Source organism: Leptolyngbya sp. FACHB-60, assembly GCF_014695775.1.
Classification (GTDB): Bacteria; Cyanobacteriota; Cyanobacteriia; order Phormidesmidales; family Phormidesmidaceae; genus Nodosilinea.
This window is the reverse complement of the sequence record NZ_JACJOX010000063.1, coordinates 167,303-193,437: the sequence shown is the minus strand read 5'-3', so window position 1 is coordinate 193,437 and position 26,135 is coordinate 167,303. Positions and strand designations below refer to the sequence as shown.

Annotated in this window: 25 protein-coding genes; 14 read left to right on the top strand and 11 right to left on the bottom strand. The window is 56.0% G+C overall.

Features of this window, described 5'->3' with window-relative positions:
* Entirely contained in the window at window positions 1-1,509 is a 1,509-nt protein-coding gene (locus H6F57_RS24090) for a PLP-dependent aminotransferase family protein (protein ID WP_190631334.1), read from the bottom strand.
* Between the two features lie 247 nt (window positions 1,510-1,756).
* Here H6F57_RS24090 and H6F57_RS24085 point away from each other — a divergent pair, with 247 nt between their 5' ends.
* From H6F57_RS24085 to H6F57_RS24070, 4 genes are all read left to right on the top strand, one after another.
* Complete coding sequence (locus tag H6F57_RS24085; protein WP_190631332.1) at window positions 1,757-2,053, top strand: hypothetical protein; 297 nt, start codon at window positions 1,757-1,759, stop codon at window positions 2,051-2,053.
* A gap of 227 nt (window positions 2,054-2,280) precedes the next feature.
* Complete coding sequence (locus tag H6F57_RS24080; protein ID WP_190631330.1) at window positions 2,281-3,060, top strand: ElyC/SanA/YdcF family protein; 780 nt, start codon at window positions 2,281-2,283, stop codon at window positions 3,058-3,060.
* Window positions 3,061-3,085: 25 nt separating this feature from the next.
* Window positions 3,086-3,874, top strand: coding sequence for a PhzF family phenazine biosynthesis protein (locus H6F57_RS24075; RefSeq protein WP_190631328.1), 789 nt, complete (start codon window positions 3,086-3,088; stop codon window positions 3,872-3,874).
* A complete protein-coding gene (locus H6F57_RS24070; RefSeq protein ID WP_190631326.1) occupies window positions 3,874-4,419 on the top strand; it encodes a GNAT family N-acetyltransferase in 546 nt (181 codons plus the stop codon). The genes H6F57_RS24075 and H6F57_RS24070 overlap by 1 nt, the downstream gene beginning before the upstream one ends.
* A 155-nt stretch (window positions 4,420-4,574) precedes the next feature.
* Here the strand turns inward: H6F57_RS24070 and H6F57_RS24065 are convergent, their stop codons facing one another.
* Window positions 4,575-4,910 carry a hypothetical protein gene (locus tag H6F57_RS24065; protein WP_190631324.1) on the bottom strand — a complete coding sequence of 112 codons (336 nt, stop codon included), beginning with the start codon at window positions 4,908-4,910 and terminating at the stop codon, window positions 4,575-4,577.
* 307 nt (window positions 4,911-5,217) lie between these two features.
* On the bottom strand, window positions 5,218-6,516 hold the full coding sequence (locus H6F57_RS24060; RefSeq protein WP_190631322.1) for a TetR/AcrR family transcriptional regulator: 1,299 nt from the start codon (window positions 6,514-6,516) through the stop codon (window positions 5,218-5,220).
* Between the two features lie 181 nt (window positions 6,517-6,697).
* On the opposite strand from H6F57_RS24060, the gene H6F57_RS24055 reads away from it, so the two are divergent.
* The gene (locus H6F57_RS24055) at window positions 6,698-7,558 is read left to right on the top strand and encodes a fatty acid desaturase (RefSeq protein ID WP_190631320.1); all 861 of its coding nucleotides are present in this window, start codon (window positions 6,698-6,700) and stop codon (window positions 7,556-7,558) included.
* Between the two features lie 149 nt (window positions 7,559-7,707).
* Here the strand turns inward: H6F57_RS24055 and H6F57_RS24050 are convergent, their stop codons facing one another.
* From H6F57_RS24050 to purS, 4 genes are all read right to left on the bottom strand, one after another.
* On the bottom strand, window positions 7,708-8,019 hold the full coding sequence (locus tag H6F57_RS24050) for an NAD(P)H-dependent oxidoreductase subunit E (protein WP_190631317.1): 312 nt from the start codon (window positions 8,017-8,019) through the stop codon (window positions 7,708-7,710).
* Between the two features lie 104 nt (window positions 8,020-8,123).
* Complete coding sequence (locus H6F57_RS24045; RefSeq protein WP_190631316.1) at window positions 8,124-8,441, bottom strand: hypothetical protein; 318 nt, start codon at window positions 8,439-8,441, stop codon at window positions 8,124-8,126.
* Between the two features lie 236 nt (window positions 8,442-8,677).
* Window positions 8,678-9,373: a phosphoribosylformylglycinamidine synthase subunit PurQ gene (gene purQ / locus H6F57_RS24040; protein ID WP_190631314.1), complete on the bottom strand. Its 696-nt coding sequence runs from the start codon at window positions 9,371-9,373 to the stop codon at window positions 8,678-8,680.
* 86 nt (window positions 9,374-9,459) lie between these two features.
* The gene (gene purS, locus H6F57_RS24035; RefSeq protein ID WP_190631312.1) at window positions 9,460-9,723 is read right to left on the bottom strand and encodes a phosphoribosylformylglycinamidine synthase subunit PurS; all 264 of its coding nucleotides are present in this window, start codon (window positions 9,721-9,723) and stop codon (window positions 9,460-9,462) included.
* Between the two features lie 96 nt (window positions 9,724-9,819).
* Here purS and H6F57_RS24030 point away from each other — a divergent pair, with 96 nt between their 5' ends.
* The 6 genes from H6F57_RS24030 (at window position 9,820) to thyX (ending at window position 18,347) form a co-directional block, all read left to right on the top strand.
* Window positions 9,820-10,227, top strand: coding sequence for a Fur family transcriptional regulator (locus H6F57_RS24030; protein ID WP_190631310.1), 408 nt, complete (start codon window positions 9,820-9,822; stop codon window positions 10,225-10,227).
* A gap of 279 nt (window positions 10,228-10,506) precedes the next feature.
* Window positions 10,507-11,916 carry a hypothetical protein gene (locus H6F57_RS24025; RefSeq protein WP_190631309.1) on the top strand — a complete coding sequence of 470 codons (1,410 nt, stop codon included), beginning with the start codon at window positions 10,507-10,509 and terminating at the stop codon, window positions 11,914-11,916.
* Between the two features lie 339 nt (window positions 11,917-12,255).
* Window positions 12,256-13,374 (top strand): saccharopine dehydrogenase NADP-binding domain-containing protein, encoded by a 1,119-nt coding sequence (locus H6F57_RS24020; protein WP_190631307.1) that lies wholly within the window; start codon window positions 12,256-12,258, stop codon window positions 13,372-13,374.
* A gap of 365 nt (window positions 13,375-13,739) precedes the next feature.
* The gene (locus tag H6F57_RS24015; RefSeq protein WP_190631305.1) at window positions 13,740-14,657 is read left to right on the top strand and encodes a hypothetical protein; all 918 of its coding nucleotides are present in this window, start codon (window positions 13,740-13,742) and stop codon (window positions 14,655-14,657) included.
* A gap of 545 nt (window positions 14,658-15,202) precedes the next feature.
* Window positions 15,203-16,243 carry a hypothetical protein gene (locus tag H6F57_RS24010; protein ID WP_190631304.1) on the top strand — a complete coding sequence of 347 codons (1,041 nt, stop codon included), beginning with the start codon at window positions 15,203-15,205 and terminating at the stop codon, window positions 16,241-16,243.
* Between the two features lie 49 nt (window positions 16,244-16,292).
* Window positions 16,293-18,347 carry an FAD-dependent thymidylate synthase gene (gene thyX, locus H6F57_RS24005; protein ID WP_190631302.1) on the top strand — a complete coding sequence of 685 codons (2,055 nt, stop codon included), beginning with the start codon at window positions 16,293-16,295 and terminating at the stop codon, window positions 18,345-18,347.
* Between the two features lie 91 nt (window positions 18,348-18,438).
* Here the strand turns inward: thyX and H6F57_RS24000 are convergent, their stop codons facing one another.
* From H6F57_RS24000 to H6F57_RS23990, 3 genes are all read right to left on the bottom strand, one after another.
* Window positions 18,439-19,668: a hypothetical protein gene (locus H6F57_RS24000; RefSeq protein ID WP_190631299.1), complete on the bottom strand. Its 1,230-nt coding sequence runs from the start codon at window positions 19,666-19,668 to the stop codon at window positions 18,439-18,441.
* Window positions 19,669-20,010: 342 nt separating this feature from the next.
* Window positions 20,011-21,852, bottom strand: a complete 1,842-nt coding sequence (locus H6F57_RS23995; RefSeq protein ID WP_199289987.1) for a mechanosensitive ion channel domain-containing protein — start codon at window positions 21,850-21,852, stop codon at window positions 20,011-20,013.
* 49 nt (window positions 21,853-21,901) lie between these two features.
* A complete protein-coding gene (locus H6F57_RS23990; protein ID WP_242025026.1) occupies window positions 21,902-22,699 on the bottom strand; it encodes a TVP38/TMEM64 family protein in 798 nt (265 codons plus the stop codon).
* A gap of 498 nt (window positions 22,700-23,197) precedes the next feature.
* On the opposite strand from H6F57_RS23990, the gene H6F57_RS23980 reads away from it, so the two are divergent.
* Window positions 23,198-23,872 carry a response regulator transcription factor gene (locus H6F57_RS23980; RefSeq protein WP_190631297.1) on the top strand — a complete coding sequence of 225 codons (675 nt, stop codon included), beginning with the start codon at window positions 23,198-23,200 and terminating at the stop codon, window positions 23,870-23,872.
* A 345-nt stretch (window positions 23,873-24,217) separates the two neighbouring features.
* On the opposite strand, the gene H6F57_RS28135 is transcribed toward H6F57_RS23980, so the two are convergent.
* Window positions 24,218-24,346: a hypothetical protein gene (locus H6F57_RS28135; protein ID WP_277873743.1), complete on the bottom strand. Its 129-nt coding sequence runs from the start codon at window positions 24,344-24,346 to the stop codon at window positions 24,218-24,220.
* A gap of 211 nt (window positions 24,347-24,557) precedes the next feature.
* On the opposite strand from H6F57_RS28135, the gene H6F57_RS23975 reads away from it, so the two are divergent.
* Window positions 24,558-25,349 (top strand): ABC-2 family transporter protein, encoded by a 792-nt coding sequence (locus H6F57_RS23975; protein WP_190631295.1) that lies wholly within the window; start codon window positions 24,558-24,560, stop codon window positions 25,347-25,349.
* Complete coding sequence (locus H6F57_RS23970) at window positions 25,349-26,131, top strand: ABC transporter permease (RefSeq protein ID WP_190631293.1); 783 nt, start codon at window positions 25,349-25,351, stop codon at window positions 26,129-26,131. Before H6F57_RS23975 ends, H6F57_RS23970 begins: the two co-directional genes overlap by 1 nt.
* Window positions 26,132-26,135 lie beyond the last annotated feature (4 nt).

Sequence of the window (26,135 nt, the reverse complement as noted above, 5' to 3'; positions counted from 1 at the left end):
TCAACTGGCACCAGCGGTCAGCAAATTGTCCTGCCGGTGAACGTCATCGCGCAGAAAATTTTCGGCCAGCTGCTTTTTGGCCAGTAGGCCCAAGGTTTGCATCGCCTGCTCAACCTGATCTGACCAAGAGACCGCAGTATTCAGCCGCAAGCAGTTGCCGTAGCACTGGCCCGAGGCCGAAAACATGACACCGGGGGCGATCGCAATCCCCTGGGCTAGCGCCTCCTGATACAGCCGCAGTGAGTCAAATCCTGCCGGCATTTCGAGCCACAGCACATGGCCGCCGGTGGGGCGCGTCACGCAGGTTTCGGCGGGGAAGTAGTCGCGAATCGCCTGCTGCATGTGCACCATTTGGTCTTGGTAGACGCGGCGCAGGTGGCGCAGGTGGCGATCGTAGCCGCCATTGGCCAAAAAGGCCGCCACCGTCAGCTGAGGTGCGATCGCCGTATTTTGGTTAAGAATCGACTTCATGTGGGCGATCTTGCCATGGTAGCGGCCCCCGGTGCACCAGCCGACCCGCAGCCCTGGCGACAGGGTTTTGCTCACTGAAGCACAGTAGAGCACTCGATCGTCCGTATCAAAGGCTTTGATTGCCTTGGGGCGAGTTCCCTCGAAGCAGAGGTCGCCGTAGACATCGTCTTCGATCAGCGGTGTGTCGTGCTGGTTGAGCAGATCTACCAGGCGCTTTTTCTTGCGGTCATCCATGCAGCTGCCCAGGGGGTTGCTGAAATTCGACACCAGCAGCACTACCTTGACATCGCCGGTTTGCAGCGCTTCTTCGAGATGGGGCAGGCTGATGCCGTCACGGGGGTGGGTGGGCAGGGTCAGCGCCTTTAGCCCTAAGCATTTCAACGCTTCTAGCACAGCAAAGTAGGTGGGCGACTCGATCGCCACGGTGTCGCCGGGCTGCGTCAGCGCTTGCAGGCAAAAATAGATCGCCTCATTGGCCCCGTTGGTAATCACCATCTGGTCGGGGTGTACCGAGCAGCCCGCGTCAAGCATGCGCTTGGCAAACTCAGCCCGCAGCTCAGGGCAGCCCAGGGGCGTGCCGTAGGAGTGGGCCACGTTGGTGTTGTCTCGCAGCACCTTGCCCATCAGCCGATTGAGCTGGGCGAGGGGTAAGTGTTCTAGGGCCGGTAGCGCCGCCCCCAGCTGAATCAACCCTGGATCGCGCATCAGGCTAATCACCTCAAAGGCCAGGGAGATGTCGATGTCGGTGGCCTGCCGGGGGGGCGCGGTGGGGGCAGGCTCCTGGGGTAGTTGCAGGGTTGTCTGCTTGACGTAGTAGCCCGACTGGGGCCGCACCACGATCAGGCCCCGGTCTTCAAGCAGGCGGTAGGCTTCCATCACCGTGGAGGTGCTGACCGATAGCTGAGCCCGCAGCTTGCGCACCGAGGGCAAGCGATCGCCCGGCTTGAGGGTGCCTTCAGTAATCAGCTGCTGAAGGCGATCGGCTACCTGTTCGTAGAGGATTTGGTGCGGGGCAAGGGAGATGGGGGAGATAGGCATGGGACGGTGAGGAAATGAGGGAGAGGGTGAAGGGAGAGGGTTTTGTGGCGGGTTGAGTTTTTTGGGGTGGGTTAGGAACAGTTTTGCGGTGAGGCGACCAGAACAGTTGCAAAAAACCAAACTGTTGCCAAAACAATTTACGCCAACTGCCTCTGTTTCGATAGGGGGCGATCGAAGAAACTTTACCTATGCCGAATCGATTCGTGCTGTTCCCATTGGCCAATCGCCTTTTTTAGAGGACAGCTCCATGAAACCGAATAGTTTGTACGCTCAGCTTGAGCTAATTCAAGAGCCGCTCGATAGCGCCATTCAAACCGATTACTCCATTGCTCGGGTTTGGGTCGGGGCCAAGCAGCGTCTCAGCTTAGTGGGCAGTGCTCTGCTGACCTACCTCTGCGGTTCCACAGACCTCAATGTGACCGTGAAGCGCGACCTGCGGGGCAATACGCTATTTGTTGCCTACGACCCGATGAGCCAGCAGCGCCATACCTTCAGCTCTGAGCAAGAGCTGCGGGTGTGGGCCGACCAGCGCTATTACGAGTAGCGGGTGAAGGCCAGGGCCCTGAGCCGATGCAACGGTGGCTGTCATAGGGTTTGCAGTGACTACATAGATCTGTGAACTTTACTTGACGGCACGGGGGATATGCTGAATTGAGCACGGGGATGAATAGGCTGGATCTGAGATTTTTCTCGGGAACCCGCTTTTCTCATTGTCAGGAAGCCACTATGCTAGAGCTGCTTCGGAGTGTATTTGGACTTTATTGGCCAAAATTGACCTGGAAACTGTATTACTGGTTTTCTAGCCCCGAAAAGGTGTCGCTGGCTCTGCTGGTGGTTGCTGTCGTGGCGCTGGTGGCCAGCAAGCCCAGGTATCGACGGCGAATGGTCATTGCTAGCGTGGCGATGCTGGCCGCTTACTGGTTCGTGCTATCGCCGCTGTTTGCGGTGCCAGCGACGGCTCTGCTGAACAGCTTTGTGCCGCCCGATACAGGGGAGCCTGCCGATGCCATTGTGGTGCTGGCGCGGAACGGCATGATTCAGGGCGATCGCTACAACACGGCCCTAGATATGGTGGCCGAGGGGCGATCGCCTAACCTGCTGATTATGGGACGCTCCCAGGGAGGAGATGTGCTCAAAGCCATTGACGAGCGCGACCTATCGCCCAACCTGATGCTCAGCGCCGTCTGTGTTAGAACCACTAAGCAAGAGGCAGAGTCCGCCGCCGCTGCTCTGGGGGCCAGAGGGTTGAACCGGATAATTTTAATTACCGACACTCCCCACATGCTGCGGGCCTGGCTCACCTTTAAGGGGCTGGGGTTCTCTGTCATACCTCACGTTGAGCCGCTGCCTGCCGAGGTGGGCAGTCGTGCGCAATCGCTGCTCGCCATTCGCGAGTATCTAGGTTTGGTGAGCTATGCTGGCCTCGGTCGTTTTCAGGGGGAGTCGCCCCAGACTTTGCCCGAAGTGGCCCGCGAGATGGCTGAAGACTTTCCCGCAGATCGCTGTTTTATGACCGCTGAGCAACTTCGGCAGGCGTTTATGCTGAGTTGACGAGTTAACGAGAAGGGTGAAGCCTATGGCCATTCCATTAGTTCAGGTTGATGCCTTTACTGACGCCGCCTTTGGCGGCAATCCAGCGGCGGTGTGCGCCCTGCCCGAGGCCCGCCCCGATCGCTGGATGCAGCAGGTGGCCCAGGAGATGAACCTCTCAGAAACCGCCTTTTTCTATCCTGAGGGCGACGGCTATCGGCTGCGCTGGTTTACCCCCACTGTAGAGGCTGACCTGTGCGGCCACGCCACCCTCGCCACCTGCCACGTGCTGTGGAGCGAAGGCCACCTGAGCAATGAACAGCCCGCGACGTTCCATACCCGCAGCGGGGTGCTCACCGCCCGCCGCCTCGGCGATTGGATTGAACTCAATTTCCCAGCCAACCTGTCTCACCCCATCGCTGAACCTGATGGTCTAGCGGAGGCTCTAGGCGCAACCCCCCAAGCCGTCGTGGAGAATTCTCTGGGTTACCTAGTCGAGCTAGAGTCGGCGGCGGCGGTGCGCGATCTGCGGCCCGACTTTGTCGCCCTCGGGCAATTCCCTGTCCACGGCGTGATTGTCACCAGCCGGGGCGAAGCACCCTACGATTTTGTCTCCCGGTTTTTTGCCCCCGCCCTCGGCATCAATGAAGACCCAGTCACCGGGGCGGCCCACTGCTGCCTCGGCCCCTACTGGCGCGAAAAGCTCGGCAAAACAACCTTTCTTGCCCACCAGTCATCGGCCCGGGGCGGCGTAGTCAAAGTGCAGGATGACGGCAACCGTATTCGCCTCAGCGGCCAAGCTATCACCATCTTTAAAGGAGATTTGCTGCACTGATGCCGATCGAGGTCACCACCTGGTATTTGGAAATGCTCGACCCGGCCCAGCTACGGCCCAAGCTCAGCGAGCATCCCAATCTGGAGATTCGCCAGGCCGAGGTGCCCTGCCCAGAGCTAAGCCGGTTTCTCTATGCCAGCGTGGGCGGCCAGTGGTACTGGTGCGATCGCCTCTCTTGGAGCCGCGATCGCTGGCTCACCTATCTCGACCGCCCTCAGGTCGAAACCTGGATGGCTTATGTTTCAGAAACCCCAGCGGGCTATATCGAGCTAGAAGCACATCCTCAAGGTGACGTCGAAATCACCTGCTTTGGTCTGCTGCCCCAGTTTATCGGCCAGGGCATTGGGGGCCATCTGCTGACGGTAGGCGTGCAGCGCGCCTGGGGCATGGGAGTCAGCCGCGTATGGGTACATACCTGTAGCCTCGATGGCCCCTTTGCCTACAGAAACTACGAGTCGCGTGGGTTCACCCGCTATGACACCAAAATTGAGATGGAGGTACTGCCCGATAAACCCCCTGGTCCTTGGTCAGACAGCTACCCATAGCGTTTCCCGCTTACATGGCTCTAGCCAAAACTGTGGCTTGCGTTTAGCCTAATTGACTTTGCGTAGGCTCGGTTACCCTGGTCGCAGCATGAATCCGATAGCAAGGTGTCTTTCGCATGAGTGATCAGAAAGCTCCTTGCCAAAGCAAGATTCACTCAATGGCGTAACTTTGGTGCCAGCTGACCGCTTTTCAAAACACCTGGCACAACCAGCTTCAGCGGAGCGAGATAATATTTTTCGGGCTGCTGATAGTTATAAACCGAGAATCTTCTGCTGCTGGTCAAAAAATACCTCAGATCTTTGCCATAGCCTCGCTGCTCAATCAGTCTCTTCAGGTCTAATCCATAGGCCGCCAAAAACAATTCCCTTAGCTGGTGGCTACTCATCCAAGGTGAACCCGTGCGCTTTAACTCAGCCGCAAAAAGATCTTCAATGGCCTCCAACACCTGATTCATTGAAGAAAACGCTGACAAACTTTGCTGAGATGCCATAATTGCTCGACTGCCTGTAGCTATAAATCATTACCTCCGTAACTACAGGCCTACTTCGTGCTATTTCATACCTAGAGCTGTGCGGGCTTCCCTATAGCAGGGGCAGAATTACGGCGGCAATCTCTACTGTCCTGCGTTCTCTGTGGTATTCGTCTGGGTAGCGATCGATGTCGTTTAGATCACATAGCGTCAGATAGTTCTTGGCTCACACAGCAGATGAAGCTCTGGGTTTAGGACAACCCCAAATACCAGGATTCAAGCCATCGGGCATTTTCGCTCTTCTGTTTTTTGTTCTTTTGCTATAGCTCTAGTCTTTGGCACCAGCGCTAGTATCACTAGGCTTATCGAGATTGGCTGGGGCTGAACCAGGCTGTTGATCGAGGCGTAGGGCTTGGGCCAAGGCCGATCGCGCCTGGGCTTTTTGCACCAGCGGGTCGAGCTGCTCGGCCGATAGCCCGCTCAGCAGGCTTAGCTGTTGACGGTTTAGCCCTCTTAGCAGCATTTCGACGCACCAAGTGGCCCGGGCCTGCTCAACGCCAAGCGGTTCGCCGGTGGGCGACATGATGCCGGTTGTCACCTCGGCCCACAGTTGCCGCACCCTCAAGGGCGTAATCGGCTGATCGTCTGGTCCTAAAAACATGGCCGATGAAGCATCGCTGCGGCTTTTGAGCCAGCGGGTAAGCGGGTTTTTAGTGTAGGTGCCGTAGCGCCGACCCATAATCCATTGGTTGAGGGGCACCTGACGATGCTGAGGGCCAATCAGCAAGATGTGCTGGCTGCTGTCGTAGAGGGCGCTAGCGCGGCTTAGCAGCGGCGCCTCTGCTGCCGCTACCCCGGCCCCCAGCAGCACGTAGATCAGGGCATGGGTCTGGTTGCCAGCCTTGCGGGCCACCTGCATAATCTCGTGCACCACTGGGGCGGGGATGTCGATCCAGCTCTCTGTGTTGGGGGGAGTAAGGCTAGGCTGGGCTGGGGCAAGACCAGACCCATCGTGGGGCCGGAGGCTGAGCAGCCAGCTGACGACACTCTCAATAAAAGCGCTCCTGCTGGCCCATAAACTGTGAGATTCTACGCCGTCGTTAGCGCCTGCGGTGGTGCCGTCGATGGCGGCATAGCCCAGCAGCAGAGCCATCACTAACCCCGCTACCTCCTCAGGCGGCAGGCCAACGGCTTCCCCTGGGGCTAGATGTACCTCCAGGTACTCAGCGATGAAGTCGCGAATGGTTTGCAGGCCGCGCCCCATGGCTTGGCTATTGTCTGCGGAAAATTGCCCGGCCTCGCCAATCACCGATCGCACCAGCTCGGAGAGTTGATCGAGGGTAGCCAAGCACTGGCTCAGAAACTCTCTCAGAGACTGATCGATGGGAGCTTGGGCGAGAGCCGCCAGATCAAAACTACGGTCTGGGACAGACAACACCTCAGCCTCGGTCATGACCGCTGCAAGCAAGCCATGCTTGCTACCAAACTGGCGAAACAGCGTGACTTCGTTAACACCCGCTAGATCGGCCACCTGCCGGGTAGTAGTAGTGCCTACCCCTTGGCTAGAAAACAGCTGGAATGCGGCATCTACAAGACGCTGACGGGCTGATTTGCGCTGATCTGCCATAGCAAAAAGAAAGCGACACTTGCATTCTACCAGGAAAGTTTGCTAGGATGAATTTGCAAGCGACACTTGCACACAGGCTCCAGATAGTCCCTCAAAGGGTGCAAAGGAGTCGGGCAAGGACTTCCCCTGGATCGGGCTAACAGACTGGTCGAGGGCTTAATCCCATAAAAAAGGACGTGCTATGACAACAACACTGAAGCAAGCCCCGGAAAAACGGGGAATCAAAGACCTTGATTGGACATTGGTAGGCTTTTTAGCCGCCATTCACGGCATGGCCCTGCTGGCCCCGTGGTTCTTTTCGTGGTCGGCTCTGGGGGTGATGGTAGCGCTGCACTGGCTGTTTGGCAGCATTGGCATTTGTTTGGGCTATCACCGGCTGCTTACCCACCGCAGTTTGCAGGTGCCCCGCTGGTTAGAGTATGTGATCGCCACCATTGGCGCGATGGCGCTCCAGGGTGGCCCAATCTTTTGGGTGGCGGGCCATCGCCAGCACCACCTCTTCACCGAGGATGCTGAAAAAGACCCCTACGCCGCCAGTCGTGGGTTTTGGTGGAGCCATATGTTGTGGATGGTGTACCGCAACCCGGCAGTGTTTAACGGCCAGATTTATCGGCGCTATGCCCCAGATATTGCCCGTGACCCCTACTATCGCTGGCTCGATCGCTACTTTCTACTGCTGCAAGTGCCGGTTGCGATCGCCCTCTTTGCCCTCGGCGGCTGGTCTTTTGTAATCTACGGTGGCTTTCTCAGAATTGCAGTCTTGTGGCACTCGACCTGGCTGATCAACTCGGCGACCCACATGTGGGGCAAGCGGCGCTTTCACCTTGAAGACAACTCGGGCAATCTGTGGTGGACGGCGCTGCTTACCTATGGCGAAGGCTGGCACAATAACCACCACGCATTTCCTAACGTGGCCCCGGCCGGCTGGCGCTGGTGGGAAGTCGATGTCACCTGGTATGCCATTCTGTTGTTAGAAAAACTGGGTTTAGCTCGTCGCGTGGTGCGTCCCCCGGCAGAGGCTATGGCCGAGGCACAGCAGTAATCAAGAGCACCTATTGCCGCTATCCGCTCAGTCGGTGGATAGCGGCAACAGTGGATAGGTCAGAGTGCTGTTGGCCCCTTCTCCTAGGGTGCTGGCGCAGCTTCCAGAGAGGGGAAAGTGCTCTAAGGACTGTGGGTAACGGTGCCAGCCTACGAATCTTGAACTGAGAACTCTTCTGGGGGATGAAAGCGGGGGTGCAGGAGATCGCGCACCAGTTCCCCTTTTCTCAAATGCTCTTCGACGATGCGCGACACATCCCCAGGGGTAACCCGGCAGTACCAAGTATTGCCGGGCATTACTTTAACCGTAGGCCCGGCACCACACTGGCCCATGCAATCGCTCTCGGCCACTAAAATGTTGGGGCTCTGGTGCTGCTGAAACGCCATTAGTACTGCTGCCGAACCGCCGCGATCGCACGATCGATGCCGACACACCTGCACTAGCCAACGCTTAGAAACCACAGATCGATATCCCTCTCAATGGGCGTCTTACCGTGCAGCAGTTGTCTTGATGCTCGCCCTAATGCGCGTAGAATGACTCGTTCTGCACCCTTCGCGCAATCTGTTTAGCGGCTGGTCTTCGAGCATGGCCCGTAGGCGGCTAACAGCTCGTCCACCCAGAGCGCATCGATCGCACCCTGGAGCCGCCGCTGCTGCTGGTGAAGTGTCTGGGGGCTGAGACAGGGCTGCAAGCGCGCTACTAGCTCATCGGCTTCGTCAATCAAAAAGTTTAGCAATGGCTCTGCTTCGGCCTGCTGCAAAATCTCGCCCATGCGCTCTGCGGCAGCCCGATCGAGGGTAGGGCGCAGAGCTAGCTGACAATATTCATAGACCGTGGGGCGGTAGGCCAGAGCGCTACTGAGCCATTCGTCAGAATCTGACATGGGGGTCTCCTACAGCCATTGGATAAGCCGTTTTGACTCAAGGTTTGAGCGAACAACACAGCAATGGGGTACCAGCACGGCAACCCACAGACTACCAACTTTGGCCCACGCCAATACCCAGACCAAGGTTGGCTCCTTGAGGGTTAAGTGTACCCAGCTGAGCTGCGGTGACAAAGGTTTTGGTAAAGTTTATGCCCTGGGATGCAGATCTTTTTGAAGGAATTACGAAGCTGAACCTAAGCAGCCACTAGCGATTGCACCAACCCTTCGAACAGCGGCAGCCCGTCTACCCCGCCCAGCACCGCATCGGCCGCCCGCTCGGGGTGAGGCATCAGGCCCAGCACATTGCCCGATCGGTTGCAGATACCCGCAATGTTGCCTAGAGAGCCGTTGAGGTTGGATTCCTCATCCACAGCCCCGTCCAGGTTGCTGTAGCGAAACACGATTTGCTGGTTGGCCTCTAGCTCGGCCAGGGTAGCCTCGTCGGCGTAATAACAGCCCTCACCGTGGGCGATGGGCAGGGTGATCACCTGTCCCGCAGAATAATTGGATGTCCACAACAGATCGGTCCGCTCGACTTTGAGGGGCACGCGATCGCAGATAAACCGCATATCCCGATTGCGCACCAGCGCCCCCGGCAGCAGCCCCACCTCGGTCAAAATCTGAAACCCATTGCAGATGCCCAGCACCGGCTTGCCCGCCTTGGCGTGCTCTACCGTAGCCTGCATGGCGGGCGAAAAGCGGGCGATCGCTCCACACCGCAGATAATCGCCGTAGCTAAAGCCCCCCGGCACCACCACAATATCTATATCGCTCAGGTCGCTGTCCTCATGCCAGACCATGCGGGTGGGCTGCCCAAGAATGTCACGGGTGACGTAGGCCACGTCGCGATCGCAGTTGGCCCCAGGGAAGACAATGACGGCAAATTTCATGGGAGTGAGGGGGAGTAAGGGGGAAAGTTTCGAGGTTTGAATTTTGAGTGTTGAGTTGGCTCTACTGAACTCAACACTCAAAATTTTTAAGACGCTGCCAGGGTTTGCAGTTCAAAGCGATAGTTTTCAATCACCGGGTTGGCCAAGAGCTGATCGCACATGCGATCGAGTTGCTGGCTGGCGGCGGCTTCGCTGTCTGCTTCTAGGGTTAGCTCAATGTATTTGCCAATGCGAATCGGACCCACATTGTCGTAGCCCATGTGGGCCAGTCCAGACTGCACAGCTGTGCCCGCTGGGTCGAGCACCGAGGGGCGCAGGGTGACATAGATGCGAGCGCTGTAGTGGGGCAAGGCTGACTCCGGTGGCGGGGAAAATCATAATAGTTTGTACCCCCATCCTACCGTATCAACCGATTGATAAAATTGAGTCAGTACAAGTGAGCCAGCATGGTACGACGCACCCGCAGCCAAGAGAAAGTTTTGACCGTCTTAAAAGGATTGAGTAAGCCGATTTCGGCCCAAGATCTCTATGTTGAAATGCGGCAGGACGGCAACACCACGGGGCTTGCCACAGTCTACCGAGCGCTGGACGCTCTCAAGCTGGAGGGGTCTGTGCAGATGCGCACTCTGCCCTCGGGCGAAGCGCTCTACAGCCTGCCTCAAGAAGACCGCCATCACCTCACTTGCCTCCAGTGCGGCAACACCATTGCCATTGACCAGTGCCCCGTCCACGAGCTGGAGAAACAGCTGCACAAAGCCCACGAGTTCAAAATTTTCTACCACACCCTGGAGTTTTTCGGCCTCTGTCCCCGCTGCCAGGGCAGCCTGTCTGGTGCCGAAGCTTCGGTTTCCTAAGGTTAGCCATGGATCGGGCTGGTGCCCTTGGTAAATCACTTCTCAATGGGGCAATGGACTTGCGGAGACAAACACGTTCAAGCGTTCTGCTCTGCGGGCAGGGCTGGCACCGATTGGTAGATGGCGCCGATGAAGGGGCGATCGCAACTCCTACCGATGATTGATGGCGAAGCCGGTCAAGAGAATAATAATCAAAGCTTGAGGCAGCGGCTATGCAGACTTACTCCACTCAAGTCCAATGCCGGTAGCTCAGTCCTTGTGCTCCTAGGCCGCTCATCCATGGTTAAGTTTAAGCCTTACTTTGAACGTCACTATCCTCAGCTAGAGCGTGTTATCGCCATCATCGCTCTAGTCAATTTGGTGCTGGTCGTTTTCGACATAACCTACCTCAATCTGCGGCCGATTTATAGGCAGTATTTGTCCGCTGTTACGCATGTCTATGATCCCGTTAAAGGCATTGAGGCCCATCCTCTAACCGAGCGTTATTCAGTTCAAGTTGAACAACTCGAAAGCCAGCTTGAGCAAACTGGGCTGCGATCACTTCCCACTCAAGATTCGCTAGCAAACTTGCAGAATCTCAGCCAGCAACTGTCGACAGAGCGCGCCTTTGCTGAGCCCCACGGTGACCTTGCCCTAGTTGCCATTCAGCAATCCCTACAGTCAAGAACAGGTCAGCCCTCAGCCCAGGACGCATTTGCTCAGTTCTGGAGTGCGGACTATCTCGAACAGGCGAGTTGGCAAACGGAGCTTGAGTTTTGGGATAGGCAAATTCAACCCTTTTTTCAGGGCAACTATTACCGCACCGTCAATCGATGGGGTGCGCCAATGGATTATTTCTGGCTAATTGACCTGCCGTTTGTTCTAATTTTTGCAATAGACATTCTGGCGCGTATCAATGCTACCCGGCGGCGCAACCCAGACCTGACTTGGGTGGAGGCTAGCCTGCGGCGATGGTATGACCTGTTTTTGCTGCTGCCATTTTGGCGGGGGTGGCGAATTCTACCGGTGGCTCTGCGCTTGTATCAGGTGGATTTGCTACCCCTCGAACCGGTGCAGGCCGAGGCCCAGCGGGATGTAATTGTCACGGTTGGGGCTGACATTGCCGGTATTGCTGGCATTGAGATCATCGAGCAGCTTCAGGACTCGATTCGGCAGGGGGAGCTACTCAATTGGATAGCTTTAATTGACCCGGTGGCTGACTCTGAAAACTCAGTTGATCTGGTGGCTGAGGAAGAGATCACAGCGATCGCTAGCCGCCTTTATCAGGTTGGGGTAGACAATATCTTGCCCCAAGTTCAACCCGACATTGAAGAGCTGGTGCAGCACAGCATCGCTAGAACGTTAGAGCAGATGCCAGGATATCCCCAGCTCAACCATCTACCGGGCTTAGAACAGGTTTCTGTGCAGATGATTAAGCATCTGTCCCATTCAGTAGCTCAGGGCCTTTATCGCAGTGTTGCTGGGAGCTTGCTCGACACTAGAGGTGCAGAGATTACTGCTCGTCTGCAGCATAATCTGCGAGAGGCACTCGCCAATGAATTGAGTCAATACAATACCCGCAAAGAGATTGAATCGAGGTTAGTTAGCGCCTTGGACAAGTTTAAAATCAAATATGTGAAGGCCCTAGCAGAGGCCGGTGGCGAGACGCTGGCTAACCATACGGAGTTCTTGCGCAAGCAGCTCAGCTAACGTGCTGTCCTCCAAAAACTTCCGCATTCAAGCAGTTACATCTTTGACCCCCGATTCTACTCCCTCCCAGGTAAGAGGGTAAGCAGGTTCAAAAACCTTAAACTTTTAAATGTTGTTTAGCCACGAGCTGACCCGCTTAGAGTTGGTCAGACTTGAAATGGTGCCAGCTTAAGTTTGAGGCTATCTTATTGCAAAAACAGATTGATGGTGATGCCTCAAGGACAGTCTTGATACGGTTATCAAAAGACGCTAGTCGAAGGATCTTGCTCAGTTAGTTCTTAACTTCTGTTCTTCTAAAAACTTTTGGTAGCCACGGATTGCAGATATTAACCACAAATTATGCAACGAGTACTAATTATCGGCGGCTGCGGACGAATTGGCGGCAGTATCGCTAAAGACATTCTGGCTCACACCGACGCTGAAGTGACCATTACTGGGCGCAACGCCCAACTGGGTACCGCTGCTTTAGAACGACTGGGGTCCAAAGTGCAGTTTCAGCTGTTGGACCTGACGAATCAACCTGAGGTAGAAGCAGCGGTCGCCAAGGCAGATCTGGTCATCCATTCGGCTGGCCCTTTTCACTACCGAGATGTTGGTGTTTTGCGCGCCTGTATTGATCAAGGGGTTGGCTATACCGACGTTAGTGATGAACGCAGTTTTACCCGCAAAGCCCTAGCTCTGCACGCCGAGGCCGAGGCTGCGGGGGTGACAGCCGTCATTAATACCGGGGTATTTCCTGGAATTTCAAACAGCATGGTGCGCCAAGGGGTCGAAGCTCTAGACAAAGCGACCTCGATTCAGCTGAGCTACATCGTTGCCGGATCTGGTGGTGCTGGCGTTACGGTGATGCGAACCACCTTTATTGGTCTGCAACGCCCCTTTGAGGCCTGGCTGAATGGTGTCTGGCAACCAGTGAAACCCTACACAGGTCGAGAATCTTTGGAGTTCCCGGCTCCCTATGGCCACGCCAATGTTTACTGGTACGACATGCCTGAGTCGATTACTCTACAGGAGACCTTTCCGGTTGACAACGTAATTACAAAGTTTGGCGTAGTGCCCGACTTCTATAATCACGCCACTTGGACAATGGCCCACTGGCTGCCACCGGTGGTGCTGCGCAATCGACGAACGGTAGAGTTTTTAGCCCATGTCAGTCACTCTATGACCAGCGTAACCGACAAATTTAGCGGCACTGGGGTGGCTATGCGCTGTGATATTAAGGGGCAGCAAAGAGACCAGGCTGCTCACTATGTCAGCACCTTTGCCCATGAAAACGCTGCGATCGCCACTGGTTTGGGCACAGGCAGTATTGCCGAGCTAATGCTGACGGGCAAACTCAAACGTCCTGGGGTATACCCAGTAGAGCAAGCGCTGCCCACAGATTTATTCAAGACAACGATGGATTCTCGTCGGCTAGAGATTCATGAAACCCTGCGCCAGGCTGAGGTGAATTCTTAACTTTCTATAGAGTATAGGGGCTAGTTTTAACTACTGCGCGTGTGAAAACGCCCCTATAAATCACAACTTTTTGGCTGAGCGCGATCGCACCACCTGTCGAGCAGCGCTCCGAGTGACGGTACGCGATCTTATGGAGTCTAATCCTGAAAACGTGCATTCATAGGTGCTGATTTAATCCATGCCTATGAACACGCTTTGCTACTCCTATTTGAGGAAAAAGGAGTATATCGAAAGATTTTTTGAATCTACCTATTTGTAGATCGTTGACCATCTCATCCTCGTGGTTGAGGTTGATAGTGCGAAGAAAAAATTAATGTCTAGTTAAGTAAAGATTTTTTCTCGTTCCCAGTAAAAGGGGATTTTTTATGTATCGACCAGACAAGGTACAGGCTTACTTGACCTCCATCAGTGAGAGCCATTCTCCTGTAGAAGATGCTCTAAAACGCAATATTTTTAAGTATGGTTTGTGGCTTCTAGCAATTCCGGCAATTGTCTATGGAGCGGTCGATCGTGGTGTCGCAGCCTTTTCCGGCCCTGTTTTTGATGTGGCTAACGTCTCCTATTGTTTAATAGGGCTAGTTATGCTGCTGGGATGGATTTGCATTGGTTTGGCTGAAGACCGCCCTGCTGTCACCTCTATGGAAGAGGCTAAGCAAATTAAATCTGCGATCGCCCCAACCTCAGACTACATCGCTCAACAGAGCTATCGGCTGCCATTTCCCTACCTGTGTCAGGTTTACCATCTGCTCAACGTTCAACATCTAGAAGACATTCACCGCTTCAGCTTGGGAAATTTGAAGGTAGTCAAGGTTAGCGATTTTCAAAAGACCGAGGAGGGTGGCAAGATTTGCTTCGAAACAATGCTGGATTCTCCTTTTAACGTTCTGCGGCTGTGGCGAAACCCAGTTGTTGAAGTGGAGCTAACAATTCATTCGCCTCACCAAATTGAGCTGAAAGTGCCAGCCTATGGCCAAAAGATTATTCGTGTTCTGTTTAATGTAGTGCCTCTTAACGCTGAGGAACACCACCTATCGATTCAAATGTTTAGCAACTTGGCATGGCCTAAGGAGCTGCTTAAAGCCGTGCTAATTGTGGCTTCTAGCCTCACCCTTCTAGAGGACTTGCCCTATCTAAACCATCTGGCCAGACGCAACTATGATCGGCTGTTTAGCCAAGCCTCAGAAAAACGGCGATCGAGCCAAGCGATGCAGCTCTTTCATCGCTATGCTGAGCTCTACAACGACTCCTGGAAATATCGGCAGCTACAGTTACTAGATTACTAACTTAGCAATTCGATAAAGTCGCTCTTCGGGCATTTGAAGTTTACCAAAAGCGGCGCGAACCCAGAGACAGATGAAACTTAGCAAACTTTGCGGTAACGATGCCTTGGATCTACGAAGATTACCCGACCTCCATAAAAATTCTGATCGCTGAAGTGCGGCGGAAGGCAATTGGGCGGAAGGCAATTGATATTGTCAATGCCCTTTTAGGGAATGGGTATGGAGAAGGTCGAGCGATCGCAAAGACTCCTGTCTGCCCTACTCTCCCCATTTTTCAACCAGCAACTGGAAGCTCTTCCACGATGCCCTGCGAGCCCACCACTTTTATGTGATCCACGATTTGCTGCCTCAGTACGGGATTTGTGTAGCTTAGGGATGGGAAAGGGAGATGAGGGGATGGGGAAGATGGGGGAGGTGAGGGGGTTAGCGATCAGCAATTGCCAGAGAATTTCGAGGGCTGGAGCTTTTAGCTTTCCTGCAAAAAGGAGCCTAAGATAGGGGGGCAGGCTATGCTAAGCCTTGATTCATCACGCCTACAACAGCTTCCCGTGGTTTCTCCCGTTATCCCTCGACCCGCTCTGGATGTTTCGCCGTCGCCATCGCCGCGCCCCAGATCAGCGCTTCTACGCCAGGGGTGGCAGCCGTCGCTGCCGTGGTCTAGCAGCCCTGAGGGGCGATCGCTGCGGCTCAAGCATCCGCAGATGTGGGGCTTGGGCTTGGGCAGCTTAGCCCTGGGCCTAGTCAACGGTGCCTTGGTGATCTCTGCGGGGATCGGGTTGGTGGCCTATCAGCAGATCTTGCAGCTCTCGCCGCGCCAGCGCAAAGGGTTGATGCAGCGTCTTCAGCAGGGGCTGCCGCTGCCGACTACCCCACAGCAGCAAGCATTGATGTTGGGTTTGGTCACGGGGGTTAGTACCTACACCTTTACCGCCCTGTGGCACAGTACTCACTCGCTGCTAATGGCGCTGCTGCTCACCGGCCAGGGTGCACTGGCGCTGTTTGCGGTGGGGGCACTGCTGCGATCGTCGCGTGCGGCAGAGCGCAGCGATGACTTGTGGAATGCTGCCCCCGTAGCTCAGGTGGAGCACAATGTGGGTTTGCTGAGCCACCCTGACCCGTTGAAGCGGTTAGTGGCGGTGCGGCGGCTGGTGCGCTTGGCCCAGGCCGATGACGAGTATCTGGTGGGATTGTCGGTGCGATCGCACCTCCTCGACTGCTTTCAGCTGCGGCTGGGTCAGGAGAGCGATGCGATCGTGCGATCGGCTTTAGAAGAGGGGCTGCGCTTACTGCGATCGGCCAAACCGCTGCCGCCAAGTTCAGCCGCTGCATTTGTTGTAGACTCTGCATCCGACGCTGCTGAGTTGAAATATTCAGAATTAGACCCTCAATTTGTTGCAGCACCAGACCTTGCAAGGCCCCCAAATCCTTCAGAGTTAGGGCATTTAGAAGCATCCCTTGAGCAAGACAACTCATATCAAGTTTCAGGGTCCTCTACAGAGGCATCTATCACGGAGCTAACCCGTTCGTCCTCGCCTGTCCCCAAGGAACGACGGGCCGTAGTCGAATACGAAGAATACCTAGACATTTAACTCCTGGAAACCTAAGCTATGGATCGCTTAATTCCCGGAAATCTGCGCTATGGATCGCTTCACCGTTGAGGTCATCTCCCAGACCCCAAACCCTCAACAGACCATGTATGCCGCCATGCACCAAGACTATGCCGAGGGCTTTGTGGCGCACGATCGCGCGCAATGGCCCAGCGAAGAGCGCTGCGGCGAAATCTTAGTCACCAGCCTGCTCAAGGGCGGGCGCGGTCACTATGGACCGCTGGAGCACCCGCAGATTGTGTTTAACGTGGGCTGGTTTCCCCACAGCACCATGCAGCAGATTCGTACTCATCGCGTGGGCGTTTCGTTCGATGTGCAGTGCCTGGCGGGCAATACTGAGGTGACGTTCGTTCACGCCTCTGGTGGTTTGAGAAAAACCAAAATCGCTGAGCTATACGATTTGTGGACTAACGGAGAGAAGGCTAGCCGAGAGCGAAAAATTCGTGGACGCAACGGCGAACTCCCTGGCACCTACCGCCGCGACTGCAAAACTCGCCTCAAGAAAATGCGTCTGCGGGTTCTAAACGAAGAAACAGGCATTTTTGAAGTTGGCCACATTCAAGACGTCATGTGTAGCGGCTTGCAGCCGGTCTACCGCCTCACCTTGGCTGATGGTAAAACCCTCGACTGCACGACCAACCATCGCCTCTATACCTCTCAAGGGTGGCAGCGCATGGGAGATGCGCTGGGATTAGTGGCCGATGCCAACCATCAGGTGCTGGCGATTACTAAAACTTGTGAATTGATGACCAACGGCGTTGTGCGGCCCGATGCGCTCTACAGCCAGGAATCTTGGTTAAAAGCCCAAATCAACCAGGGTTTAACGGCACAACAAATCGCTGAGCGGTGTGGGTGTTCTGTTGAGGTTATTCGCCACTGGGCCAGACGATTTCAGCTCAAGTTACCTTCAGGACGGCGGCGCGGGCTTAAAACTATCGCAGGCAATGGCCTTTATCGCGACAAAGCTTGGCTCCAAGCTCAGCTTGCCCAAGGGCTCTACGTGGATGACATAGCTGCCCTAGCAGGATGCTCTATTGAGTCAGTTAAAAAGTGGGTATACGTCCATGGGCTGAAGCTCAACAAACGCTCCCCTGGCACTGATAATCCCTGGAATAAGGGCGTTGAGGGCTACAAGTTGACTCTGTCAGAAGCAAGCCTAGAACAGCGCCGAATCAACGCCAAGACCTTTACGAAGCGGGGGCCTGACTCTAACTTTTGGAAGGGCGGCACCTCCACCGAACGAGAATTAATCGGAGCATGGACGCGCCAGACAGCACCCCAGGTGCACACCAAGTTCAACTACATTTGCCAACGCTGCGGTGAACAGGGCGGCAACCTCCACGCCCATCATTTAGTCCCTGTATTTGCAGATAAGTCATTGGCTTACGAGTTTAATAATCTTGTTTCGGTCTGCCAACCCTGCCACGAGCACCTACACCAAAACCATTTAGAAGCTGAGTTTGCGACGAACTTTCAGCCCATTTTAGAGCCAAAGTTTTGGGCAGCTAAACCAACGCCACCGGGGCGCAAGCTTAAAGCTCACCCAGTTCAAGTCACTTTGGTTGAATACCTGGGTATGCAGACCACCTACGACCTGGAAGTCGAAGGGCCCTGGCACAACTTTGTAGCTAACGGTGTGGTTGTCCATAACTCCTTCCGTTATACCGGCCAGCGCATTCTCGATGTGGTGGAGGGCAAACGCGAGGTCGAAGAAGTTTTCTACTTGCGCCCCCTGGGCTACTACACCGATCGCCAGGGCAAGAAGTACGAGTACACCCCCGAGGCGCGTCAGCAGGATGTTGACTGGTGCCTAGAGGCTAGCCGCCGCTACAAAACCCGCATTGACCAGGGCTTTGCCGAAGAGCATGCTCGGGGGCTGATTCCCTTCGATATTCGCCAGCACTGGGTGATGTCGGCCAATGTGCGATCGGTGATGCACCTGCTCGATCTGCGCTGGAAGGCCGACGCCCAGCTCGAAGCGCAAAAGATGTGCGAAGAAATTTGGCCCCACTTTGTGGCCTGGGTACCGGCGATCGCTGCCTGGTACGAAGAGAATCGACTCAAAAAGGCTCGTCTGGCCCCCTAGAGGCCATAGCGCAAAAAAGGGGAGGCAGTGCTGCCTCCCCTTTTTTGTGTGAGATGCTGGCTAGCCGAGTGGAAAACCCGGCTACTCGACTCTAACGGTATCTAAAGTTGCGATAGACCAGGCGAGAGTTGAGCCCGCGCCCCCGCAAGAAGTTGACCACTGCACTGGCATCGTTGCGATCGGTGCACTCAGCCGCATTGATAAATTGACCCTGGGGCGCATTCTCAATGCGAGGATTGATTACGCAGGTCAAACCACCTACACCCTGGCTGCTGCCACTGGGTAGCACCTGGCGCACCTGCCGGAGTTCATTGTCACCACCAAAGACGGCGGCCACAAAAGGCGCTAGGCCAGCCCCATCGGGCACGGTGCCACCGCCGCCAAAACAAGCGGGGCGATCGGCCTGGGGAATATTAGTCACCAGAGGCGCAGAGTTGATTCTGGGTTCTGACAGTAGCACCCCGCCGTTGGGGGCAATCACCTCCAGCCGTGCCTGTCCATCACCACTGACTCGAATGAAGTAGCGGGCCGCAGCACCGCCAAAACTTTGACCGCCAAAGTAGTTGACCCAGCATCGGTAGGGGGCAACCTGAGTGGCTTCTGCGGTGGCAGTCAGACCATTGACCAGCGCCTGATTAGAGACTCTGTTGTAAACATTCATCTTGGTTACGCCGCGGTCGTTAAACACCCGAACTGAGTGATTTTGGGTATCAAAGCCCACAAGCGTGCGGTTGAGCAGGTCGCCCTGTCCAGGGTTAGGGTTAGGGTTAGGGTTAGGGCTGGGGTTGGCTCCGGGAAGGAAAAAGTCTCGAACGCTGATGCTGTTTTGGCTAATCAATACGGCACTGGTGGAGACCTCAACGATTTCGAGGCGGGCCTGATTGTTACGTAGGTTGCCACTAGCCCGGTAGACGACGCGGCGGCCTGCACGCGAGCCAAAGCTGTCATAGCTTATCCAATCACTACTAATAATTCCGTCGCGGCGGGTAACGGGAGCATTGAGTTGTTCAGACTGCCGAGTTTCTCTGTTGTAGACATTCATACTGAGGAACTGAGCGTTCCTAGGATGAACGCTGACAGTAAAGGTTTGAGTTTCAAAATAGAGGGTGGCGTTTCCCGAGGTGTTGGGTTCCTGGGCTATCAACACGTCCAATCCAGCATCGACAGCGGTGTTGGGCGTCAGCGCTGTGGGCTGAGCCGCACCGTAACCAGGCACCGATAGTCCAGTGACCAGAAAAACCGAGGTAACAAACAGCGCAAGCGACTTAAACAGCCGCTTTGACCAGCGGCTAAGGGGGATGTTGGGCCAGACTGGTTTCATGGAAATTAGCTCCCTATACTCCTCACTCGAGAAACCCGTTAGGCGACCAATTCGGGAACGTGCGGGTATAAAACCCCGGTTTCTCTGCAAATACGGCTGTAATTTTAGCTAACTTTCCCTAAAGCGCTCCTTTTTTTTGCTAGCCCAGTTCGCCCTGATAATGCTAAATCTAAATTCAATTGCCTCATTTTGAAGAGAGGCCTCTCCCAACGGAAAAAACTTTGTTTCCCCCGCTTCATCGAGGATAGCCAAATAGCATTCGGTATCAGGTCGCCATTACGACGATTAGGGAGAAGACCCACCTCCAGCCAAGCGGTGGGGCTGCGGAAACCAACGGTGGTGCTAAGCCTCCTGTGACTCATGGACTGACTCGTCAGCCGCCTGATCCAGAGGCTGCTGTGTCCTCGATACAGGGGGCATGGGCAGGTGCCCTGAACGAATGTGCAGGTCGCGCTGGGGAAACGGCACCTCAATGTCGTAGTGGCGCAGGCTAGCCTCAATGACAAAGTACAGATCGCTTTTAATTACCAGCTGGCGGCTGGGCTGAGCAATCCACACCAGTAGCTCAAAGTTGAGGGCGCTGTCGCCAAAACCCATGAAAAATACCTGGGGGGCGGGAGCCGTCAAAATTTCCTGATTTTTTTGACAGGCTTCGAGCAGGGCAACTTTGACCTGCTGGGGATCAGCGCTGTAGGCCACCCCTACCGGCAGGCGAATGCGCGATACGGGATTGCCGTGGCTCCAGTTGATCACCTCTGAGTCTAAAAAACGGGAGTTGGGCACGATGATTGAGACATGGTCGAGGGTGCGAATCTCAGTGCTGCGCGAGCCAATGCGGGCCACGGTGCCTTTAACCTGGCCAAAATCAACGAAGTCGCCCACCTGCACCGGGCGCTCAAACACCAGCACCAGACCGCTGACAAAGTCTTTAACTAGCCCTTGCAGGCCCAGGCCCACCCCAATACCGAGACCGCTAGCGATCAGGGCGATGGAGCTAAGATCGATGCCCCAGAGCTGAAGCACAACCACGGTGCCCAGCAAAATCAGGGTGTATTTTGAGAGCACCGAGATCGCTTCTTGGGCGGCAAGGCTAATGCCGGTGACCTGCAACACCCGCGATCGCATCAGGTTGGTCACGGTACTGGCGATCACCACCAGTGCCAGCAGGGTGGCCATGACCATCAGCAAATCAAACAGCGAGTAAGAGCGGCTGCCCAGCAGAACGCTGCGGGCAAACAGCCCCTCCTGCAAACTGCTCGACACCCGGTAGCTTACCCGGCGCGTGAGGGGAAACAGGTTGGCGATGTAGCCCACTGCCGTACACCAAACCACCCCACGCACTAGCACCAGCGTCAGCCGAAACAACAGCTTCAGCCCGGTGCTGTGATGCTCTGAGTCAGTGGGCCAAAAGGATAGCCGTTCAAGCAGCGGCTTGAGCCAGCGGTGCCACAGCCAACCCGTTAGCCAGTGGAGCGATAAAGCAGCGGCCAGAGCGGCTAGAGCCTTGACTAGCGCCTGGGTCAAAAAGCCTGATCGGCGTTCGGCGCGAGCCCGGCTGAGGGCAGTGGCCAAGGATGCGGCCCAGCGATCGGCCTGGGCCTGGGGCGTACTGGCCCCGCCCACGCCGACATCGGCACTGGTGACCGTCATGATGTAGCGATCGCCCGCAATAATGACTGGGTTACTGCCCCCTGTACCTTCATTGCTGCGGGTTTCGGTGCGCACTGGCACCGGGCTAGCATCTTCGACTAGAGATTCTAGGTTGACCTCAATGGCCAGCGCTCGCTCCACAGCCGTGAGGTCTCCTGCGGCGGGTACTTCGAATAGGAAAAGGCCGTCCAGAAATACTGGCTCGGTGTCGACAGTCTGAGCCATGCCTGGCCCTACCATAGCCCCATGCAGCACCAGCGATAGCACAATTCCCCAGACCAGACGGCCTAGCCAACCCATTGGGTTTATTCCCATCGGCATGCGTCTAGACCCGACCGAGACACCGACACCAGCATAGCGGACGGGGGTAGGGGTGTGAGGGAGATGAGGAGATAGGGGCGGTAAGGAGGGGGAGTTGAAAACGGCGATCGCCCGATTGTGTTTTGGATCTACGTAGAGCGGATTCGACTTGGCTAGAGCAACCGCTCTAGGGGTATTGCTCAACAATTCTCGATAGGACCACAGCCTCGCCATTCCTAGGGCTAGCAATAGCCCGATCGCAAACCAGCGCCTGACAGGCCGACTAAAGGTTCTCTGGGGTAACCGAGTCTTCGGGAATGGCCTCGGTAAGCGCCCGACGAGCAATGCGGGTGACGTAGAGGGTCACCGCCACCGTGGCTACCAAGCCCACAATGCGAATAATCCACTGCACCGTGGCGGCTTCGGGAGACTGGCTGCTGTCGGCCCCCAGGGTAGCGAGGTTGCCCACCAGCGATCCCAGGTAGACGTACATCACCGTGCCGGGCAAAATGCCCACCGTACCAACCACATAGTCTTTAAGGGAAATTTGGCTCAGCCCTAGGGAGTAGTTGAGCAGGTTGAAGGGAAACACCGGCGATAGCCGCAGCAAAAAAATGATCTTGCGGCCATCCCTGGCAATGGCATCGTCGACGGCCTGAAAGCGCGGGTTGTTGGCAATTTTGCTGGCCACCCAGCCCCGCGCCACGTAGCGCCCCACCAAAAACGCCGCCGTGGCCCCCAGCATCGCCCCTACAAACACCAGAGCCGCCCCTTTGATCACGCCAAACACCACGCCGGCCCCTAGGGTTACGATCGAGGCGGGCACAAAAGCAACGGTAATCACGATATAGAGCAGGATGAAAGCTAGGGGTGCGATCGCCCCTAGACCATCGATCCAGGCGAGCGCCTGCACCAGCTGCTGCTGGAGCGACGCAAAAAATGACAGGTCTGCCCCTGCCCCCTGCCCCAGGGTTTGGGCCAGAGCGGAGGTTGCCGGGGCACCCACCAACGCAACACCTAAGCAGAACATAAAGCGAAGCACGCTAGCGGACACCGGACGCGAAATAGGTCTGGAAGACATAATCTTAAGGGAGATGAGGAGACGTCGTGTGACCTGAGGGTGAAACCCGACCGTCTGGGCCATCCCCATTCAAGTCTGGCCGACTGAGATCGTCCTGAGAATCTTGTAAGACTTGCTGAGGTTGGCTATCAGCTTGTTCTCAGAATCGGCTGTTAGAGTCGAGATCGGCTTTTGAACCCGTAGCTGGTTTTTGGCCCCTCCTGTAGTCCACCTACTCTATGGCGTTTTTACGGAGCGGGTATACCCACCGACCGTCAGAGCCACATCTTTGACCCCTTTTAACGGGTGGACGAAGCCGATCGCGCTCTAGCGGCGACACCGGCCTGAGACTTACCCTAGTGCGATCGCTAATCGAAGCCATGGGCGGCCAAGTCACCGGCCAATCGCAACCCAACCAAGGCAACCGCTTCACCCTCTAAATCTCCCCCACCTCCCAATTTCTCCAATCTTCCCTACCTCCCGCACCCCCACTCCCCACCCCTTCCACCAGAGGCACCCATGAGCGCCCGCATCCTACTCGTTGAAGACGAAGAAAAACTCGCTAAGTTTGTCCAGCTAGAGCTGTCCTACGAAGGCTACGAGGTCAGCATGGCCCACGATGGCCTTTCGGGGCTGATGGCCGCCCGCAACCAGACCCCAGATCTAATCATTCTCGACTGGATGATGCCGGGGCTGACCGGAGTTGAGGTCTGCCGCCGCCTGCGCCAGACGGGCACCGCCACCCCAGTGATTTTGCTGACGGCTAGGGATGAGGTGAGCGATCGCGTCGAAGGGCTCGACGCCGGGGCCGACGACTACGTGGTCAAACCCTTTAGCATCGAAGAACTGCTAGCTCGGGTGCGCGCCCATCTGCGCCGCACCGAACCCCAGGATGCCGAAATTTTAGTCTTTGGCAACCTCACCCTCGATCGCCGCAGCCGCGAGGTGCGCCGGGGTCAGCGCCCCATCGAACTCACCGCCAAGGAGTTTGACCTGCTCGACTACTTGATGACCAACCCCCGCCAAGTGCTGACCCGCGATCGCATCCTCGAACAGGTATGGGGCTACGACTTTATGGGCGACTCCAACATCATTGAGGTCTATGTGCGCTACCTACGCCTCAAGCTCGAAGCCGAAGGCGAAAGCCGCCTGATTCAAACCATACGCGGCGTCGGCTACGTGCTGCGCGATTAGGGGAAGAGAAAAAAGAGTGAAAGGCGAAAAATAAAGAGTTAGGCTCCGATAGGCAGAGCAACGGTTGTTTTTCTCCTGAGAGGGCCTGTTAGGGCATTGGGGATGGAGCTTGAGCCTGCATCTCCAGAGAGTTTTAGGCATAAAAAAGGCCCAGCGATCGCCGGGCCTAAATATGAGTCAGGTGCGCACCGCATTGCAAAAATGCACGGGTGGTTCACCTTCATCATGGTCGTAGGGGCGATCGCTGGGGTTAATGAGCGGTTAAGTTAGCCCGAGCCTCTAAGTGGTATTGGGCTACGGGCCAATCCGCCTCATAGCACAGGCATCGAAGCTGAGGATTTTGGGTTAAGCCTGAGGGGTCTCGGAAGGCAGAACTTCGTGGGTAGACCGTCCTAGCATGTTGGCCCGGCGCTGCTGCTGCTGCTGACGGTTGCGGGCCAATAGCTGGCGAGCTTGCTCTTGAGTGGATAACATAGCGAACCTCCAAAAAATTCTGTATCTAAAGCTACTAAATTCAATTTCAAGCATATCTTTTCTTTTGAGGAAAGAGTTAAAGCTATCCGCAGAAAACATCAAACTTTGGAAAATATCTGCCTATCGACTGACTGCCGCGCCTTGGCTCTCCCAGCCAGCGGTAGCATCCTGGTAGGATCAAGGCCAATGAGGAGCCCCCCTTAGTGAAAATATGGCGAAACAAGCGCTAAAAATTTCCCGCGTCATGCTGTCGGTGTATTACGCCTATATGGTGGAATACCGGGCTGAGCTGGTATTTTGGGTGCTATCCGGCACCTTCCCGCTGATTCTCATGGGCCTGTGGGTTGAGGCGGCCCAGGGCGACCAATTCGACCTCAGCCCGACCGAGCTGGTGCAGTATTTCTTGGCGGTGTTCTTGGTGCGGCAGTTCACCGTCGTTTGGGTGATCTGGGAATTTGAGCGAGAGGTGGTGGAAGGCCGACTGTCGCCCTACCTGTTGCAGCCCATAGACCCTGCCTGGCGGCACTTTTTTAGCCACGTGGCGGAACGCTTTGCCCGGCTGCCCTTTGCCTTTTTGCTGGTAGGGCTATTTTTGTTGCTCTACCCCTACGCCGCCTGGCTACCTAGTCTGGGCAATCTGCTGCTGGGGCTGCTGGCGATCGCCCTGGCCTTTTGCCTACGGTTCCTGATGCAGTACACCTTTGCCCTAGCGGCCTTTTGGACCGAGCGGGCCAGCGCCCTAGAGCAGTTTTGGTTTTTGCTCTATACATTCCTGTCGGGCATGATCGCCCCCCTCTCCCTCTTTCCTGACGCGGTGCGAGAGGTGGTGCTGTGGACACCCTTTCCGTACCTAATCTATTTTCCGGCCAGTATCTTGATTAACCGTCCCGAGCACGTGGCCCAAGGGTTTGCGGCGATGGTGCTCTGGTCAGCACTGTTTTGGGGGCTAAACCGCTGGCTGTGGCGGCAGGGGCTGAAGCAATATTCGGGCATGGGGGCCTAATGGGGCGCTATTGGAAGGTACTGCGGCTGTTTTGGGGCACGGCGATCGCCGCCGAGCTAGAGTATCGCCTCAACTTTTTGGTCACCGCTTTAATTAGCTTAGGCGGTCTGGTGGGCAGCTTATTTGGCCTGTTTTTGTTCTATCGCACCGGCTACGAGTTTGCTGGGTGGAGCTGGGAAGCCGCCTTGCTGGTACTGGGGTTATTCACCGTACTACAAGGCTTTTCGGCCACAGTGCTGATTCCTAACCTCAACAAAATTGTCGGCCAGGTGCAGCAGGGCACCCTCGACTTTGTGCTGCTCAAGCCGATCAGCTCACAGTTTTGGCTCTCAACGCGCATCGTCTCGCCCTGGGGTCTGCCCGACATGCTGTTTGGCCTGGTGATGATTGGCTACGGCGGCAGTCGCCTGGGCCTGGGCTGGGCCGACTACGCCCTGGCGATCTTACCCCTGCTGTTTGGGGCGCTCACCCTCTACAGCCTGTGGTTTATGCTGGGGGCCACCAGCATTTGGTTTGTCAAAATCTACAACGTCACCGAGGTGCTGCGGGGGCTGCTGGAGGCGGGGCGGTTCCCGATCGCAGCCTACCCAGTGGCCTACCGAGCGTTTTTTACCTTTGTGGTGCCGGTGGCGTTTTTGACGACCGTACCGGCTCAGACCATGCTCAACCAGGGCGGACGCGGCTGGCTGGTGGCCTCGGCGCTACTGGCGGCGGTGCTGCTAGTGGCGGCAAATCGGTTTTGGCGGTTTGCCCTGCGGTTTTATACCAGCGCATCGAGCTAGGGCG